Source organism: Janthinobacterium sp. BJB426 (genome assembly GCF_002735705.1).
Taxonomy (GTDB): Bacteria; Pseudomonadota; Gammaproteobacteria; order Burkholderiales; family Burkholderiaceae_D; genus Janthinobacterium.
The window spans coordinates 99,800-114,432 of sequence record NZ_PDZL01000018.1 but is presented as its reverse complement, the minus strand read 5'-3'; the positions used below and the strand labels follow the sequence as shown (position 1 = coordinate 114,432).

The 14,633-nt window shown below is 62.5% G+C and carries 16 protein-coding genes and 1 pseudogene; 9 read left to right on the top strand and 8 right to left on the bottom strand.

Features of this window, described 5'->3' with window-relative positions; translation table 11 throughout:
• Nucleotides 1–185: pseudogene (locus CSQ93_RS23350) on the top strand (IS1595 family transposase); the annotation flags it as partial.
• Nucleotides 186–236: 51 nt separating this feature from the next.
• On the opposite strand, the gene CSQ93_RS23345 reads toward CSQ93_RS23350, so the two are convergent.
• The 6 genes from CSQ93_RS23345 to CSQ93_RS23320 form a co-directional block, all read right to left on the bottom strand.
• Nucleotides 237–575, bottom strand: coding sequence for a hypothetical protein (locus tag CSQ93_RS23345; RefSeq protein WP_035826249.1), 339 nt, complete (start codon nucleotides 573–575; stop codon nucleotides 237–239).
• 21 nt (nucleotides 576–596) lie between these two features.
• On the bottom strand, nucleotides 597–983 hold the full coding sequence (locus tag CSQ93_RS23340; RefSeq protein WP_099380102.1) for a phage holin family protein: 387 nt from the start codon (nucleotides 981–983) through the stop codon (nucleotides 597–599).
• Nucleotides 984–1,001: 18 nt separating this feature from the next.
• A complete protein-coding gene (locus tag CSQ93_RS23335) occupies nucleotides 1,002–1,304 on the bottom strand; it encodes a DUF883 family protein (RefSeq protein ID WP_035826246.1) in 303 nt (100 codons plus the stop codon).
• A gap of 58 nt (nucleotides 1,305–1,362) precedes the next feature.
• Nucleotides 1,363–1,923, bottom strand: a complete 561-nt coding sequence (locus CSQ93_RS23330) for a ferritin-like domain-containing protein (RefSeq protein WP_374106441.1) — start codon at nucleotides 1,921–1,923, stop codon at nucleotides 1,363–1,365.
• A gap of 63 nt (nucleotides 1,924–1,986) precedes the next feature.
• Nucleotides 1,987–2,886, bottom strand: coding sequence for an OmpA family protein (locus CSQ93_RS23325; RefSeq protein WP_099380101.1), 900 nt, complete (start codon nucleotides 2,884–2,886; stop codon nucleotides 1,987–1,989).
• Nucleotides 2,887–2,918: 32 nt separating this feature from the next.
• Entirely contained in the window at nucleotides 2,919–3,323 is a 405-nt protein-coding gene (locus CSQ93_RS23320; RefSeq protein ID WP_051992010.1) for a DUF4398 domain-containing protein, read from the bottom strand.
• A 255-nt stretch (nucleotides 3,324–3,578) separates the two neighbouring features.
• On the opposite strand from CSQ93_RS23320, the gene CSQ93_RS23315 reads away from it, so the two are divergent.
• Both CSQ93_RS23315 and CSQ93_RS23310 read left to right on the top strand, forming a co-directional pair.
• On the top strand, nucleotides 3,579–5,615 hold the full coding sequence (locus tag CSQ93_RS23315) for an AsmA family protein (RefSeq protein WP_099380100.1): 2,037 nt from the start codon (nucleotides 3,579–3,581) through the stop codon (nucleotides 5,613–5,615).
• 192 nt (nucleotides 5,616–5,807) lie between these two features.
• Nucleotides 5,808–6,026 (top strand): glycine zipper 2TM domain-containing protein, encoded by a 219-nt coding sequence (locus CSQ93_RS23310; protein ID WP_034758955.1) that lies wholly within the window; start codon nucleotides 5,808–5,810, stop codon nucleotides 6,024–6,026.
• Between the two features lie 95 nt (nucleotides 6,027–6,121).
• Here the strand turns inward: CSQ93_RS23310 and CSQ93_RS23305 are convergent, their stop codons facing one another.
• Nucleotides 6,122–6,898 carry a Crp/Fnr family transcriptional regulator gene (locus tag CSQ93_RS23305; RefSeq protein WP_099380099.1) on the bottom strand — a complete coding sequence of 259 codons (777 nt, stop codon included), beginning with the start codon at nucleotides 6,896–6,898 and terminating at the stop codon, nucleotides 6,122–6,124.
• A gap of 186 nt (nucleotides 6,899–7,084) precedes the next feature.
• Here CSQ93_RS23305 and CSQ93_RS23300 point away from each other — a divergent pair, with 186 nt between their 5' ends.
• The 4 genes from CSQ93_RS23300 (at nucleotide 7,085) to CSQ93_RS23290 (ending at nucleotide 9,325) form a co-directional block, all read left to right on the top strand.
• The gene (locus tag CSQ93_RS23300; protein ID WP_099380098.1) at nucleotides 7,085–7,741 is read left to right on the top strand and encodes a glycine zipper 2TM domain-containing protein; all 657 of its coding nucleotides are present in this window, start codon (nucleotides 7,085–7,087) and stop codon (nucleotides 7,739–7,741) included.
• Nucleotides 7,742–7,907: 166 nt separating this feature from the next.
• Nucleotides 7,908–8,150 (top strand): hypothetical protein, encoded by a 243-nt coding sequence (locus CSQ93_RS23295; protein WP_099380097.1) that lies wholly within the window; start codon nucleotides 7,908–7,910, stop codon nucleotides 8,148–8,150.
• 183 nt (nucleotides 8,151–8,333) lie between these two features.
• On the top strand, nucleotides 8,334–8,480 hold the full coding sequence (locus CSQ93_RS29055) for a lmo0937 family membrane protein (protein WP_010396376.1): 147 nt from the start codon (nucleotides 8,334–8,336) through the stop codon (nucleotides 8,478–8,480).
• Between the two features lie 206 nt (nucleotides 8,481–8,686).
• Nucleotides 8,687–9,325, top strand: coding sequence for an OmpA family protein (locus tag CSQ93_RS23290; RefSeq protein ID WP_099380108.1), 639 nt, complete (start codon nucleotides 8,687–8,689; stop codon nucleotides 9,323–9,325).
• A gap of 215 nt (nucleotides 9,326–9,540) precedes the next feature.
• Here the strand turns inward: CSQ93_RS23290 and CSQ93_RS23285 are convergent, their stop codons facing one another.
• Nucleotides 9,541–12,387 (bottom strand): M16 family metallopeptidase, encoded by a 2,847-nt coding sequence (locus CSQ93_RS23285; protein WP_099380096.1) that lies wholly within the window; start codon nucleotides 12,385–12,387, stop codon nucleotides 9,541–9,543.
• 293 nt (nucleotides 12,388–12,680) lie between these two features.
• Here CSQ93_RS23285 and CSQ93_RS23280 point away from each other — a divergent pair, with 293 nt between their 5' ends.
• Nucleotides 12,681–12,956, top strand: coding sequence for a hypothetical protein (locus tag CSQ93_RS23280; protein ID WP_099380095.1), 276 nt, complete (start codon nucleotides 12,681–12,683; stop codon nucleotides 12,954–12,956).
• Nucleotides 12,957–13,038: 82 nt separating this feature from the next.
• Nucleotides 13,039–14,586 carry a TerC family protein gene (locus CSQ93_RS23275; protein ID WP_099380094.1) on the top strand — a complete coding sequence of 516 codons (1,548 nt, stop codon included), beginning with the start codon at nucleotides 13,039–13,041 and terminating at the stop codon, nucleotides 14,584–14,586.
• Nucleotides 14,587–14,633: the final 47 nt, after the last annotated feature.

Below are 14,633 nucleotides of genomic sequence, written 5' to 3'. Positions count from 1 at the left end.
TGCAGAACGTCAATGCGTATCACAGCCGCTTGCGGCAATGGCTGCGTCCGTTTCACGGCGTGGCCACGCGCTACCTGCCAAATTACCTGGGCTGGCGCTGGATACTCGACGCCGGGCGCATCCGTTCACCAGAAACGTTATTGAAAGCAACGCTGGGAGTATTCCCACATTTGATGGTGACATAGCCCAAAAAAAACGCCGTCGATGACGGCGTTCCTGTACAACACGGCTGGCGTTCAGCGCTTGCGGCGCAGCCAACTGGCGGCAACGGCGGCCACGGCCACGAGGACCAGGGCCGGCTTGACCAGCTTCTTGCGTCCGATAAAGGACAGCGCCGTCAGCACGTAAGGCATGGCGCCTTGCAAACGCATGCCGCCCGGCGCCAGCAGCGATTCGACCCGGTGGCCGGCAAAGCCGACCGCCGTTTCGACCACGCCCTGCAGCATCGATTCGGGGCGCAGCGCATAGCCCACGTTGGCGCGCGCATGCACGATGCCCACGCGGTACATTTCGCCCTGGGCGATCAGCAGGCGCTTGCGGGCGGCTTGCGCCGCCAGTTTGTCGTTTTCCGACATGAATTCTCCTCGTGAGGCCGCTTACATCAGCATGTCGCGGTCAGCCTTCAATTCCGCCATGGTGGCCGGCATGGACAGCTTTCCTTGACGCAGCATGGCGCGCGCATACATGACCAGCGCAATGGCCAGCAGTACGAACACGACCGTCATGATCGCCAGGATCTTCCAGCCCAGGCTATCCCAGGCCAGGAAGACGATCAGCACGCTGCCGTAAGCGATGGCAAACAAGCCCGCCACGGTCGCCAACGCGAAAGTGACAATCAGCTGCAGCATGTGATTGCGCACTTCCGACAGTTCGATGGTGGCCAGTTCCAGCCGCGACAACATCAGTCCGACGGCGTTTTTGGCCAGGCCGGCAACCGAGCCGATCAATCCCGGCCCCTGGTGAGACGAAGCAGACTTGTCCATATCGCTCCTGACAGTGGATTACTTGCGGCCCAGGATGAAGCCGACCAGCACGCCGACGCCAGCGGCGACAGCCACGGTACGCCATGGGTTTTCCTTGACATAACCGTCAGCTTGGGCAGCCATCTGCTTGGTGGCAACGATGGCCGACGCTTGCGCTTCATGCGCCTTGGCCAGCGCGGCATCGAGGGTTTTCATGCCCTTGACGCGCACTTCGTCGGCTTTTTCGCCCGTCAGGGCGGCAGCGGCGCTGAACAGGGCTTGCGCATCCTTGACCAGGGTTTTGACATCGTTATTAACGGTGGTGATATTGTTTTCCAACATGGTTTAGCTCCTTAGCTGTGGATGAATGTAGTTACTATACCTACTTTACTCAAAAACACTATTCCATTAGATCGCGCATATCATCGGCGTGCTCTTCCTCGACAGCCATGATTTTGATCAACAAATGGCGTGTGGTCGGGTCTTTGTCGCCGATTTTCACGATCATCTGGCGATATGACTCGATCGCTACCCGTTCCGCGATCAGATTGGCACGCACCATGCTCTGCACGTCTTCAGAGTCATCATACTCGGCATGGCTACGCGCAAGCAATGTTGCAGGATTAAAATCTGGCTTGCCATTCAATTGCACGATGCGTTCGGCCAGCCAGTCGGCGTGTTCCTGCTCCTGCTGCGCATGTTCCAGGAACTCGGCCTTGATGCTGCCGTTGTCGCGTCCGCTCACCGTGTAGTAATGGCGTTTATAGCGCGCAATACACACCAGTTCGGTGGCCAGCGCCCCATTCAACAGGGTGATCAACTCCTGACGGTCGCCCTGGTAGCCGGCCGTCACGGCACCGTCGTCCAGGTTTTTGGCGGCGGCGCGGATGGCGGCCGTATCGATGCCAGCTGGAATCTCAACAGATGTTTGGGTCATGATGTTTCCTTTCAAGTCTTGCATGGGTATCCACCGGCCAACCTTCGGCCGGTGCTGCCTTTCTACTGCCGCGTCAACTGACGCAGCTTAACGGCGGGCGGGAATGGCCGTGTTGTCCTCGGACAAGACGATTTCCACCCGGCGATTCAGCTGGCGGTTCGCCGCGCTGTCATTGCCGGCGGCCGGATAGGCGGCGCCATAGCCTTTCGTGGCGATGCGGTCGCGGCTGATGCCTTGCTCCAGCAGCGCATTGCGCACGGATTCGGCGCGGCGTTGCGACAATTCCAGGTTGTGCGCGGAACCGCCCGTGCTATCCGTAAAGCCTTCGATCAGCACGGTGCGCTGCGGGTTGTTTTTCAGCACGTCAGCCAGCTTGCGCGCCGTATTCGCTCCATCGGCCGTCAGGTTCGCCTTGTCCGTGCCAAACAGCACGTCACCCAGGGTGATCACCATGCCGCGTTCGGTTTTCTTGGCGGCCAGGTCGGCCAGCTGCGCTTCGAGTCCGGCGGCGCGGGCTTGCGCATCGCGGGCCGACGCTTCGGCCGCTTGCGCCTGGGCCTTGGCCGCTTCCGCATCCGCTTGCGCCGACTGGGCGCGGGCCGTGGCCTGGTCAGCTTGCTGCGTGCGCGCATCGAGGCGCAACTGGTCGCGCTGCTTGCCGGCGTTGGCAATATCGGCTTCCGCGGCCTTTTGCTTGGCAACTTCTTGCGCCGTGGCTATCTTTTGCTTGGCCAGGTAGGCCAGCTTGTCGACCTTTTCGCTATCTTCCTGGCGCGTGGCGGCCGCGTTTGCCGCTTCCAGCGCAGCGCTCGCTTCACGGAATTCGCGTGGCGCATAGGTCGACACGATCGGGTTCGATTGCGCCGCCATGTAGTCGCCGCGCGTCTGGTCGAGCAGGCTGGTGGTGGTCGGTGCGGAGCTGCAGGCGGCGACAAAAGCGGCCATGGCCAGCAGGCCGGGAATGGTGGTGTAAGTAGCTTTTTTCATGATGGGGTCCTGTTATTAGTTATTGTTGTGGCTTATTGTTTTGGGGCTTGCTGATTGGCACGGTCGAGCTCTTCGCGCATGACGCGGATGTTCTCGTTGATTTCATCGGCGGCGCTGGTGGCCTTGGCCGAGTTGGCCTTGCTTTGCGCCAGCTTGGCGTCTGCTTGCGCCTGGTCGGCCAGGTCGCGTGCCGTCTTGTAGTCGCGGTCTTTCAGGGCCTGGTTGGCCATGCGCATTTTTTCGCGTGCCGAGCGCATTTCATCTGGAGCCAGGTCGGCGGCGCCGGCGCTGGCGGCGTTATCGACGGCGGCGCGCGACACGGCGACGTCGGCCGTGGCTGGCGTTTTCAGGCTGGAGCAGCCCGTCATCAGAACGACGGCGGTGGCGCAGGCGGCCAAGGCGGCCAATGGGGACATCTTGAAATCTCGGTTTGTCATTTTTCTTCTCCTGGAGAATGTGAAGCATGGGGTAGATATCGGTACATCTGGAATCAGGAACTGCGTTTGATGTATGACGTTATAGGCTCCGGTTCCCCGCATATCCGTTCGGTGCCGCACATAGAGTAAGAAATCGACAATACTTGCATGGGCAACGTGCGCCAGCGCACGTGTCCGCCAGCAAACCCTGAAACAGGCCCGGCTTTGAAGCGATTCCTGTAGCATCGCAACTACTTGTCCAGAAAGAATCAGCTTATGCCGCTCTCCCGTCGTCAGAAAATCACCCTCGTCAGCACCGCCGTGCTGATCGCCCTGCCCGTCACCGCCTCGCTCATCCTGCTGAACATGGACTGGAACCGCGCCAAGCCCTGGCTCAATGCGCGCGCCAGCGAAGCGCTGGGGCGGCCGTTCGCCATCGAGGGCGACCTGGCGCTGACGTGGCAGCAGCCAACTAACGCGGGGCAAAAAACCTGGCGCGACTATCTGCCCTGGCCGCACCTGCAAGCCAAGGACGTGCGCCTGGGCAACCCGCACACCATGGCGGACACGGATGGCCAGGCGCAATTGGCCAGCGTGAGCCAGCTGGCGTTCTCGCTCAATCCGCTGGCCTTGCTGGACAAGAAAATCATCATTCCTCAATTGCGCTTCGACACGCCGCAGGTGCGCTTGCTGCGCAGCAAGGACGGCAAGAACAACTGGACCTTCGACAAGCAGGACCAGCCGTCGCCATGGCAGCTGGAACTGCAAAGCGTGGTCTTCAGCAAGGGCACCGTGACCCTGAACGATGGCGTCAGCAAAACGGCGATGCGCGCCGATGTCGACACCATCGCGGACGATGCGCGCTACGGCATCGCGTGGACACTGTCCGGCACCTACCGCGGCGAAACCATCAAGGGCGGCGGCAAGGCGGGCAGCGTGCTGTCGCTGCAGCGGCAAGGCACGCCCTTCCCCATCCAGGCCGACATGCGCGCGAGCGGCAGCAGCGTGGCCATCGAAGGCACATTGACCCGCCCGACCAACCTGGCCGCGCTCGACGTGCGCCTGAAGCTATCCGGCCCCAGCATGGCGCGCCTGTATCCCTTGACGGGCGTGCTGCTGCCGGAAACGCCGCACTTCAGCACGGAAGGCCATTTGACGGGCACGCTGGCGCCGCGCGGCGGCGAGTGGGTCTACGACAAGTTCAGCGGCAAGGTGGGCTCCAGCGACATCAGTGGCAAGCTGGCTTTTTTCTCCAGCACGCCGCGCAAGCGCCTGACGGGTGAAGTCCATTCGCGCCTGCTGCAATTTTCAGACCTCGGTCCGCTGGTGGGCGCCGATTCCAGCGCCAGCAAGAAGGAACGGGGCGTACCGTCGACGCAGCCGGCCGGCCGGGTGTTGCCGGTGGAAACCTTCAAGACGGAGCGCTGGACCAGCCTGGACGCCGACGTGCGCTACACGGCGGACAAGATCACGCGCGATGCCGAGCTGCCGATCAGCAAGCTCGACACGCATGTGGTGCTGACAGATGGCGTGCTCTCGCTCACGCCCCTGAATTTCAACGTGGCGGGCGGCACCCTGACGTCGCAGATCAAGCTCGACGGCAGCGGCAAGGTCATCGCCAACGGCATCGCGGCCGAACTCAAGGCCAGCGCCCGCCATCTGCACATCCAGCAACTGTTCCCCCGCCTGCCGGCCCTGCAAGCGAGCGTGGGCGAAATCAATGGCGACGCGTCGCTGTCGGCCACGGGCAATTCCGTCGCCACCCTGCTGGGCAGCTCGAACGGCGAAGTGCGCGCGCTGATCAACCGGGGCAGCATCAGCAAGCTGTTATTGGAAGAAATGGGCTTGAATATCGGCAGTGTCGTGCTGGCCAAACTGTCTGGCGACAAGCAGGTCAGGCTGAACTGCATGGCCGCCGATTTCGTTGTCACCAAGGGGCTGATGCGCACGCGCCAGTTCATCGTCGACACGGATGATGCCGTCCTGAGTATCGACGGCACGGTGAACCTGGCCGATGAACGGCTGGACCTGACCCTGCGACCGGACAGCAAGGGTTTGCGCATCTTTTCGCTGCGCTCGCCCCTGTATGTGCATGGCACCTTCAGCAAGCCCGACGTGAGCGTCGACAAGGGCGTGCTGGCCCTGCGCGCCGGTGGTGCACTGGCGCTGGCCGTGGTGGCGCCTGTGGCGGCCCTGCTGCCGCTGGTGAATACCGGCCCCGTCGAGGATAGCGAATGCGCGGCACTGCTGGCCCAGGCGCGCGTGAAGCCGGTGGCGCCGAAACCGGGCAAGGCGCCGCGCAAAAGCCGTTGAAGGAGATGAGCAGATACGGCAGCCGTGCGCGATTACAATTGTTACACCCCTATGTGCGTTGCCGAACAGACCCTGCCTTGCCAGAATCCTATTCTGTGATCGTGCCTGAAACACCCAAGACGTGGCGATACGAAGTCCTACCGGCCCATACCATGCCGGCGCCACGAGGTCCGAATTCATAGGAGAACTATCATGCAAATCATTAAAAAAATCGCCGCTACCACTTCCGTTGCCGCTTTGCTGCTGAGCTTGACTGCTTGCGCCAACATGTCCGGCCAGGATAAAAACACCGCCATCGGCGCTGGCGTCGGCGCCGTTGCCGGCTCCGTGCTGACGGGCGGCAGCGCAGTCGGCGCAGTCGGCGGCGCCGCAGTCGGCGGCGTGATCGGCAACCAGGTCAAGCCGAAGTAATCGTTGTCTCAAAAGCGGGGTGGGCGCGCAGGCGCCCGCCCCGCTTTTTTGCGTCCGGCTTCCGTTGATGAAATTGAAAAGTTATTCTGAGGAAATTAGACAAAGACGTTGGCCATGCCGATGGCGCCGCTGTCCTTGACCAGCTCGTAACAGCGGCAGGAAACGGCTTCCAGGCCGGCAGAATCGAGGATCTCGATATTGCCGCGGCTGTAGGTGATGAGTTTTTGCTGTTGCAGCGCGCTGGCCGCCTTGGTCACGCCGACCCGCCGCACGCCGAGGGTGTGGGCGAGAAATTCATGCGTGAGGTGAAATTTTTCGGACTGCAGGCGGTCGCGCGTGATCAGCAGCGAACGGGCCAGGCGCGCTTCGAGCACGTGGAAGCGGCTGCACACGGCAATCTGGATGGCTTGCGCCAGCAGGGTGTCCGTGTAGCGGTACAGCAAGCGCTGCAGGGACTCGAGCTGGGCGAACTCGGCGCAGAACTCGGCCCGCGCGATACGGCTGGCCGTACCGGAACGTTGCACCACGGCACGCACTTGCGCCAGGTCATGACCGAGCGCGACGGACGCGCCCAATACGCCTTCGCGGCCGACGGAGCCCACTTCCAGCGTCATGCGGCCCTCCGCCACGGCCAGCAGCGAAATCAGGCAATCGCCGGGAAAATAGATGTGGCCGATAGGCTGGCCCGGTTCGTATAGCACCTCGCCCACCTCGACCGTGACGGTATCGAACAGCGCCGTCAGGTGCCGCAAGTCGTGCTCGGGCAGGCTGGCCAGCAAGCGGTTGCCGGCGTCAAGCGCGCCCACGGGCGAACCCAGGCCGGATCGGCCTGCATCGCGGGACAGGGTCATGCTGGCAGTCGTTGGTGGCATTGCTTTTCCTTGGTGTCGTTACAACTCGACATAATTTTTACTTAGCCTACGGTGCAGTACCGGCCCTGTATGTACGGTGACGCACGGAAGCGGAGCAAGCGGCACAGCACACTGGCAACAGACGCAAATAACACGCAGAACACGCATGACCCTTTTTATTATTTTAAAAAAACCAAGGAGCCTTCCATGACTACCACCACCAAATCCCTTCATCCGCTGGTACTTGCCGCCGCCGTCGCCGTCCTGCTGTTTTGCGGCGTCGGCACGGCTGCCCTGATGGGCTGGCTGCCTTCCTCCCAGGGCGATAGCCAGCCGCTGGCGGCCAGCACCTCGGCCGAGCAAATGGCCAACTTGCAGGCGAACCAGCCGCAAGCGAACTTGCAACCGTCCGTAACGCAGCCGCTGGCCGCCCTGCCGCCACAGCAGCAACAGCAGCAGCAACAGCCGGTGCGCCAGCCGCAGCCGCAGCCGCAGCCACAATACGCGGCCGCCCCGGCGCCGCAGGTATGCAGCAATTGCGGCGTGATCGAAGCCATCCATGAAGTCAATACGCGCGCCGAAGGCAGCGGCGTGGGTGCGGCCGGCGGCGCCGTCGTCGGCGGCTTGCTGGGCAACCAGGTCGGTGGCGGCCACGGCAAGCAACTGGCCACCGTGCTGGGCGCCGTCGGCGGCGCCGTGGCCGGCAACCAGATCGAAGGCAGCGTGCGCGCCACGCGCAGCTACAACATCGTCGTGCGCCTGGATAACGGCAAGACGCGCACCGTGCACCAGAGCGCCGCGCCAAACTGGCGCCAGGGCGACCGCGTACGCGTCGTCAACGGCGGCTTGCGCGCCATGGGCTAAGCAAACCGCGGCGGCGCCGCTGCCGCGATTAGTTGCAAATAAAACACACGCCCAGCCTGTCCGGGCGTTTTCTTTTTGGCAATGTTCGTTGGCGTACAGATGAGCTTGCCGTCGCGCGAGATGATGCATTCAGGAAAGTTCAACGAAACGTCATCAAGGAGTAGCCATGCAAGACGACAAGACAGGCAGCAACAGGATCTGGCTGGGCTTTATTGGCGGTGGTTTGCTGGCCACCGCGCTGGGCTTCTGCGCGCTGGACCTGGCGCCGCAAGCGGGCGGACCCGTGTTCGGCGTCATGCTGCTACTGACCGGCGGCATGGTCAGTTGCCTGGCAGGCGCCGTCGGCATGGCCGGCATGCTGGCGTGGGTGCCGGGCATGGCCGATGAACAGGCCGACCGCTCACGATAGTTGAGACTTGTGTACGACAGCGTACAGAACGCAAGGGAAACAAAGTAGACACTTAGTCATGGCATCAGCGTTCAGCGACCCAGTCGCCGCGCAATGACAAGAACCGATGACGGCGCCACGCGCCAGCGCCTGCAAGGCCACGGCAGTCGCCGTCATCCACACATTACTCTCGGAGGACACATCATGCTGTATACAATCGCCGTCGTACTCATCATTCTTTGGCTGCTGGGCCTGGTAACTTCCTATACCATTGGCGGCTTCATTCACATCCTGCTGGTGGTCGCCGTGATCATGGTGCTGCTGCGCCTGATCAGCGGGCGCGGTTTATAGCCCAGGCCGTTAGTCTGGCCTGACAAGAGCGGCGCGCGTGCAAACGGGCGCCGCCTTTTTGCCTGCATTGTGCGTGCACTGGCACGCCGCGCCATTTTGCAGTAACGTGTGCAGGTAATTCCTGGGTATGTCCCAATAACAAAACAAGGAGAAAATCCATGAAAGAAACATTCAAAAAAGGCCCTGGCGCCAAATCCCTGATCGGCATGCTGGTGATCGCATTGGCCGCCACCGGCTGCGCGGACATGTCCTCGACGCAACGTGGCACGGCCACGGGCGCCGGCATCGGCGCGGGCCTGGGCGCCTTGATCGGCGGCACCACCGGTGGCGGCAGCAGCGGCCGCACGGCCGGCGGCGCCCTGCTGGGTGCGGCAGCTGGCGCCGTGGTCGGCAATATCTGGTCGAACCGCATGGAAAACCAGAAGCGCGCGATGGAACAAGCGACACAGGGTACTGGTGTGCAAGTGTCGCAGACGGCCGATAACCGCCTGAAAATGGAAATCCCAAGCGATATTTCCTTCGACACCAACCGCGCCGACATCAAGGGCAACTTCCGCCCCATCCTCGATCGCTTTGCCGCCACCCTGAACGAAAACCCGAACACCACGGTCAGCATCATCGGCCATACGGACAGCACGGGCAGCGATTCCATCAACGAACCGCTGTCGGTGGAACGCGCCGCCCACACGCGCGACTACCTGTCCATGCGCGGCGTCTCGCCGACCCGCGTCGTCACGGAAGGCCGCGGCGCCCGCGAGCCGATCGCCTCGAATGCGGATGCCTCGGGACGCGCACGCAATCGCCGCGTGGAAATCTACGTAGCAGAATTAGCCCCACGGGGGTAACACCGAACCAAACCTACTGCGCGTCGGTATAGGCGGCTTGCGATGCTCACCGTACTTTAGTACGGTTGCGCTTCTCGGCCACCTCTCCCTTCCGCTCGCTACGGTTTTGTCCGGTGTCGGGACGTTGACATCAAAATCAAGATCGTAAAAAAACCCGCTGGCAAGGTCACTTGCCAACGGGTTTTTCTATTTAAAACAGCTTATTTTGAAGTAGCTTATTTCGACGTCGTTGCCTTGGCGCCGCTTTCGCCCTCTTTCGCCACCTTGGCGAAGTCGCCCGCCACCACCACCGACACGGCCGAGGGCTTCAGGTATTCGCGCAGACCCTGGTTCACTTGCGCCAGGGTCAAGCCGGCCACTTTCGCTTCCAGGTCCTTGTCGTACGCCATGGTGCGGTCTTCGGCAAGGTAGCCGGCCAGTTCGCGCGCCAGGCCAGCGTCTTGCGTGCGGCCCACTTCTTGCGATTGCAACCAGCCTTTCTTCGCCTCGGCCAATTCCTCTTGCGTAAAGCCGTCGGCCAGCACCTTGGCGATTTCCTCGCGCAGCGCCGCTTCCACCTTGACGGTGTTTTGCGGCGCGCTGATGGCGTACGCCATCCAGTAGCCGGCCGGTTCGCGCGACGGCACGCTCACTTGCGAGCCGACGCCGTACGACAGGCCTTCCTTCTGGCGGATGCGGTCGGCCAGGCGGCTGCGCAAGGCGCCGCCACCGAGCATGTGATTGGCGATCAGCAAGGCCGGATAGCTGGCGGCATCATCCTTGAGGGGAATCGGCTGGATGGCGAACAGCACGCTGTTCGCCTTGTCCGGCGTTTCCAGGGTGACTTTCTCGCCGCTGACGGGCTTGACGGCGTCGGGAATGCGCACATACGGCTGCTGCGCCTTCCAGCTGCCGTACAGGCTGGCTACCTGCGCCTTCAGCGCGGCCGGGTCGAAGTCGCCCACGGCAGCAAAAGTCGCGTTGGCGGCGCCATAATAGGCGCCATGGAAGGCTTTCACGTCGGTCACCTGGATGGCTTTCCATTGCGCCAGTTCGGCCGGCAGGGTGGCCACGTGGCGCACATGGCCTTCCGGCGTGGCGTCGAGCAGGCGGCGGAAGGCGTTCACGGCCAGCGGTTGCGGTTCAGGCAGCTCCTGCTCCGCGCGTCCCACGCGCTCGCGCTGAAATTCCAGGAATTCCGTTTCGTTCAGGGCCGGCTTTTGCAGCACTTGCGCCAGCAAGTCCATGGCGGCCGGCAAGTTCTCGCGCTTGCCTGTCAGCATGGCGGTGACACCCTCGGCGCCGCCCGAAATCGCCACTTGCATGCCCAGCTGGTCAAACTTGTCCTTCACTTCCTGGCGCGACAGGTTATCCGTGCCGCGCGACAACAGATTGGCCGTGTAGACGCCTACTTGCGCTTTGCCGCGCAAGTTTTCTTCGCTGCCGATCTGCAATTTCAACACGACGCTGACGGTGCTGCCCTTGGTTTTCTTCGGCAACAAGGCGCCCTTCAAGCCGTTCGGCAAGGTGAAGCGCGTGGTGCGTGCTTCGATATTGTCGGGGCTCGGGTCGAACGCTTCGCCCTGCGCCACCACGGCGCGGCCCGTGTAGCCGGCCAGTTGCGGCGCCACGTCAGCGTAGGCCGGCACGACGGTGCGGTCCGGCGCATCGGTCGGGATGAAGCGGCCCAGGGTACGGTTCGAGCTCTTCAGGTATTTCTCGGCCGCCGCCTGCACCTGCGCTGTCGTCAGCTTGTCGAGCTGGTCGCGCTGCAGGAAGAACAGGCGCCAGTCGCCTGCCGCCAGCGACTCCGTCAGGGCGATCGTCAGGCGTGCCGTATTCGAGGTGGCCAGTTCGATCTGTTTGGTCAATTGCTGTTTCACGCGCGCCACTTCCGCATCTGTGATGGGCTGCGATTTCAGCTCTTCCAGTACTTTCAGCATGGCCGCTTGCGCCGCATCAAGGTTGCCATCGACGGGCACCAGCGCGCCGAACAGGTTGTAGCCCGGCTCCAGGTTGCTCACGGAGTTGTATTCGATCTTGCTGGCCAGCTTGGTTTCCACCAGCGCCTTGTGCAGGCGGCCGGCCGGTGCGTCCGTCAGCACGTGGCCAAGCACTTCGATGGCGACGGCGTCCGGGTTGCCGGACGGCGCCACGTGGTAGCCGGCGCCGACGAACTGCGTGCCGCCGCTGCGGCGCACCGTCACGGCGCGCTCGCCATCCTGCACCGGTTCGGCCGTGTAGGTCGGCTCGATCACGCGCGTCGGTTTCGGGATCTTGCCGAACAGCTCATTGATCTGCTTCAAGACCTTGGCTTCGTCGAAGCGGCCCGCCACCATCAGCACGGCGTTATCCGGCTGATAATATTTATGGTAAAACGCGCGCAAACGGGGAATATTCACCTGCTCGATGTCGGAACGGGCGCCGATGGTCGACTTGCCGTAGTTGTGCCAGTCGTAGGCGATGGCCTGGATGCGTTCGCTCGTCACGCCGATCGGGTCGCTCTCGCCCATCTCGAACTCGTTGCGCACGACGGTCATTTCGCCCTTTTGCGTCTTCGGATTCCACAGGTCGTTCTGGTCGATGGCCGCGTTGACCATGCGGTCCGCTTCCATGGCCAGCATCTGGCGCAGGTTGTCGTCGTTGGCGGGGAAGGTGGCGTAGTAATTGGTGCGGTCATACCAGGTGGTGCCGTTGAACTGGGCACCCGTCGAATTCAGGATCTCGACCGGGGTCTTGGTGCCCTTCTTGACGCCGAAGTTGGCGCTAGGCTTGAACAGCAAGTGTTCGAGCAAGTGGGCCATGCCCGTTTCGCCATAGTTTTCATGGCGCGAACCGACCAGGTAGACGATATTCGTCGTCAGGGTCGGCTTGCTGGCATCGGGGAACAGCAGCACGCGCAAGCCATTGGCCAGGCGGTATTCGGTGATGCCTTCGACGGACGTGACTTTGACGGCGGCGGCGCGGTTGGGCGCAGCCTTGCCGGCTTTCTGGGTCGGCGCCGCTTCCACCGGGGTGGCGGCAAGGATGAATGAAGGCGAGAGGATGCCGGCGGCAAGCAGGAGGGCGGTAATGGGTTTCAAGGCAGAGTCCTGGTAACACTACGTTATAGACGTGCGCAAGCAATCGGCGCAGGCGCGATGTGATACGAACGCAAGAATAGTCACGGGGCCCGCGCTGCGTCTTCGCCGCCACGTGAAATTATTGCTATTTCGTAATTTACGGCATACGTATCACTTATGCAAGTCCTGTCATCGAGCGGTTATGCGCCCGTGTTATACTCCACGGTTCCAGAACTATCTGCCTGTATATGAGACGAGCTCTCGTCCTGCTCTGCCTTTTTGTTTTCATCGCGTTACCCCAGGCGTTCGCCAGCATGGCCTACGCCAGCCCTTCCCCATTCCAGCATGCAATTGCGGCCGGCACTACCGCCACGCCCGCCTTCAGCATCGATTGTGCCGACGCCAGCCTCCATGCGGACCTGCCTGGCGACAGCTGCGATAGCGAAGAATGCGACAACGACCCCATCACGCTGTACCCGACCTCGCGCCAGGGGGCGCCGTTTTGCGCCATCATTTGGCAAGCGGGACCGGGCGCACTTGCCGAAGCGGACGTGCGGCTGGCCACCCGGCCGCCGCGCGTCCGCCCCTGAAGACATGCATGCAGCACCCACACGCCCGGGGCTTTAGCCGCCAGGCACGCTTTACACTGATCGACTTTACAAGGTTACACACATGGAATGGTTATTTGACCCGACAATCTGGGTCGGCCTGCTGACGCTGGTCGTACTGGAAATCGTACTGGGTATCGACAACCTGATTTTCATCGCCATCCTGGCCGAGAAACTGCCGCCGCACCAGCGCGACAAGGCGCGCGTGCTGGGCCTGACCCTGGCCCTCGTCATGCGCCTGGGCCTGCTTTCGCTGATTTCCTGGCTGGTGACATTGACCACGCCGCTGTTTTTTGTCTGGCAATTCTCGTTCTCGGGACGCGACCTGATCCTGCTCGTCGGCGGCCTGTTCCTGCTGTTCAAGGCTACCACCGAGCTGCACGAACGCCTCGAAGGCGTCACGCACGCCCAGACGGGTCCGAAAGTCTATGCCGGCTTCGGCCTCGTGGTGGCGCAGATCGTCGTGCTTGACGCCGTGTTTTCGCTCGACGCCGTCATCACGGCCGTCGGCATGGTGGAAAACCTGTACGTGATGATGGCGGCCGTCGTCATTTCCATCGTCGTCATGATGCTGGCCTCGAAGGTGCTGACGCGCTTCGTCAACGCCCACCCCACCGTCGTCGTGCTGTGCCTGAGCTTCCTGCTGATGATCGGTCTGTCGCTGGTGGCCGAAGGCCTGGGCTTCCACATTCCGAAAGGCTATCTCTACGCCGCCATCGGATTCTCGATCGTCATCGAATTCTTCAACCAGCTGGCGCGCCGCAACTTCCTCAAGCTGCAGTCGAACGCCCCGCTGCGCGACCGCACGGCACAAGCCGTGCTGAGCCTGCTGGGCGGGCGCAAGGGCCGCGAAGCCGTGGAAGAACATGAAGTCAAGGAAATACCCGATGTCTCCGCCTTCGGCGTGGAAGAGCGCAACATGGTCAGCGGCGTGCTGACCCTGGCCGAACGCTCGATCCGCTCCGTCATGACGCCGCGCGGCGACGTCTCGTGGGTCAACCTGAATGACAGCAGCGACAAAATGCTGCAATTGCTGCGCGAAACGCCGCACAGCATGATTCCTGTCTGCAATGATGACCTCGACAACGTGGTCGGCATCGCGCGCAGCAAGGACCTGATCGAAGACCTCGTATCGCGCGGCAAGATCGACCCGGACAGCATGCGCGAAGCCGTCGTCGTGCCGGAAGCGGCCGGCGTGCTGAAAGCCATGGAAACGCTGAAGCGCTCGCGCGGCCAGCTGGTGCTGGTGGTCGACGAGTTCGGCACCGTGCAAGGCGTGCTGACGCCGATCGACATCCTGGAAGCCATCGCCGGCGAATTCCCCGACGAGGACGAGCAACCCGACGTGGAAGTGCTGGGCCCCGGCCACTGGCGCATCGACGGCGCGACGGACCTGCATTACCTGGAGCAAGTGTTCGAGACGGAAACCCTGGTCAGCGAAGACGGCGAATACAATTCGCTGGCCGGCTTCCTGCTGGCGCACTTCGAAAACATGCCGGCCGTGGGCGAAGTGCTGGAACTCGATGATCTGCGTTATGAAATCGTCGAGGCCGACGAGCGCCGCATCGCCTGCGTGGACGTGCGCCGCATCGAGCCAGATCACAGTTTGTAACACAATGGCAAGCGTGCCCCGCTTGCCATGCCGTATGCTGGGGTCTG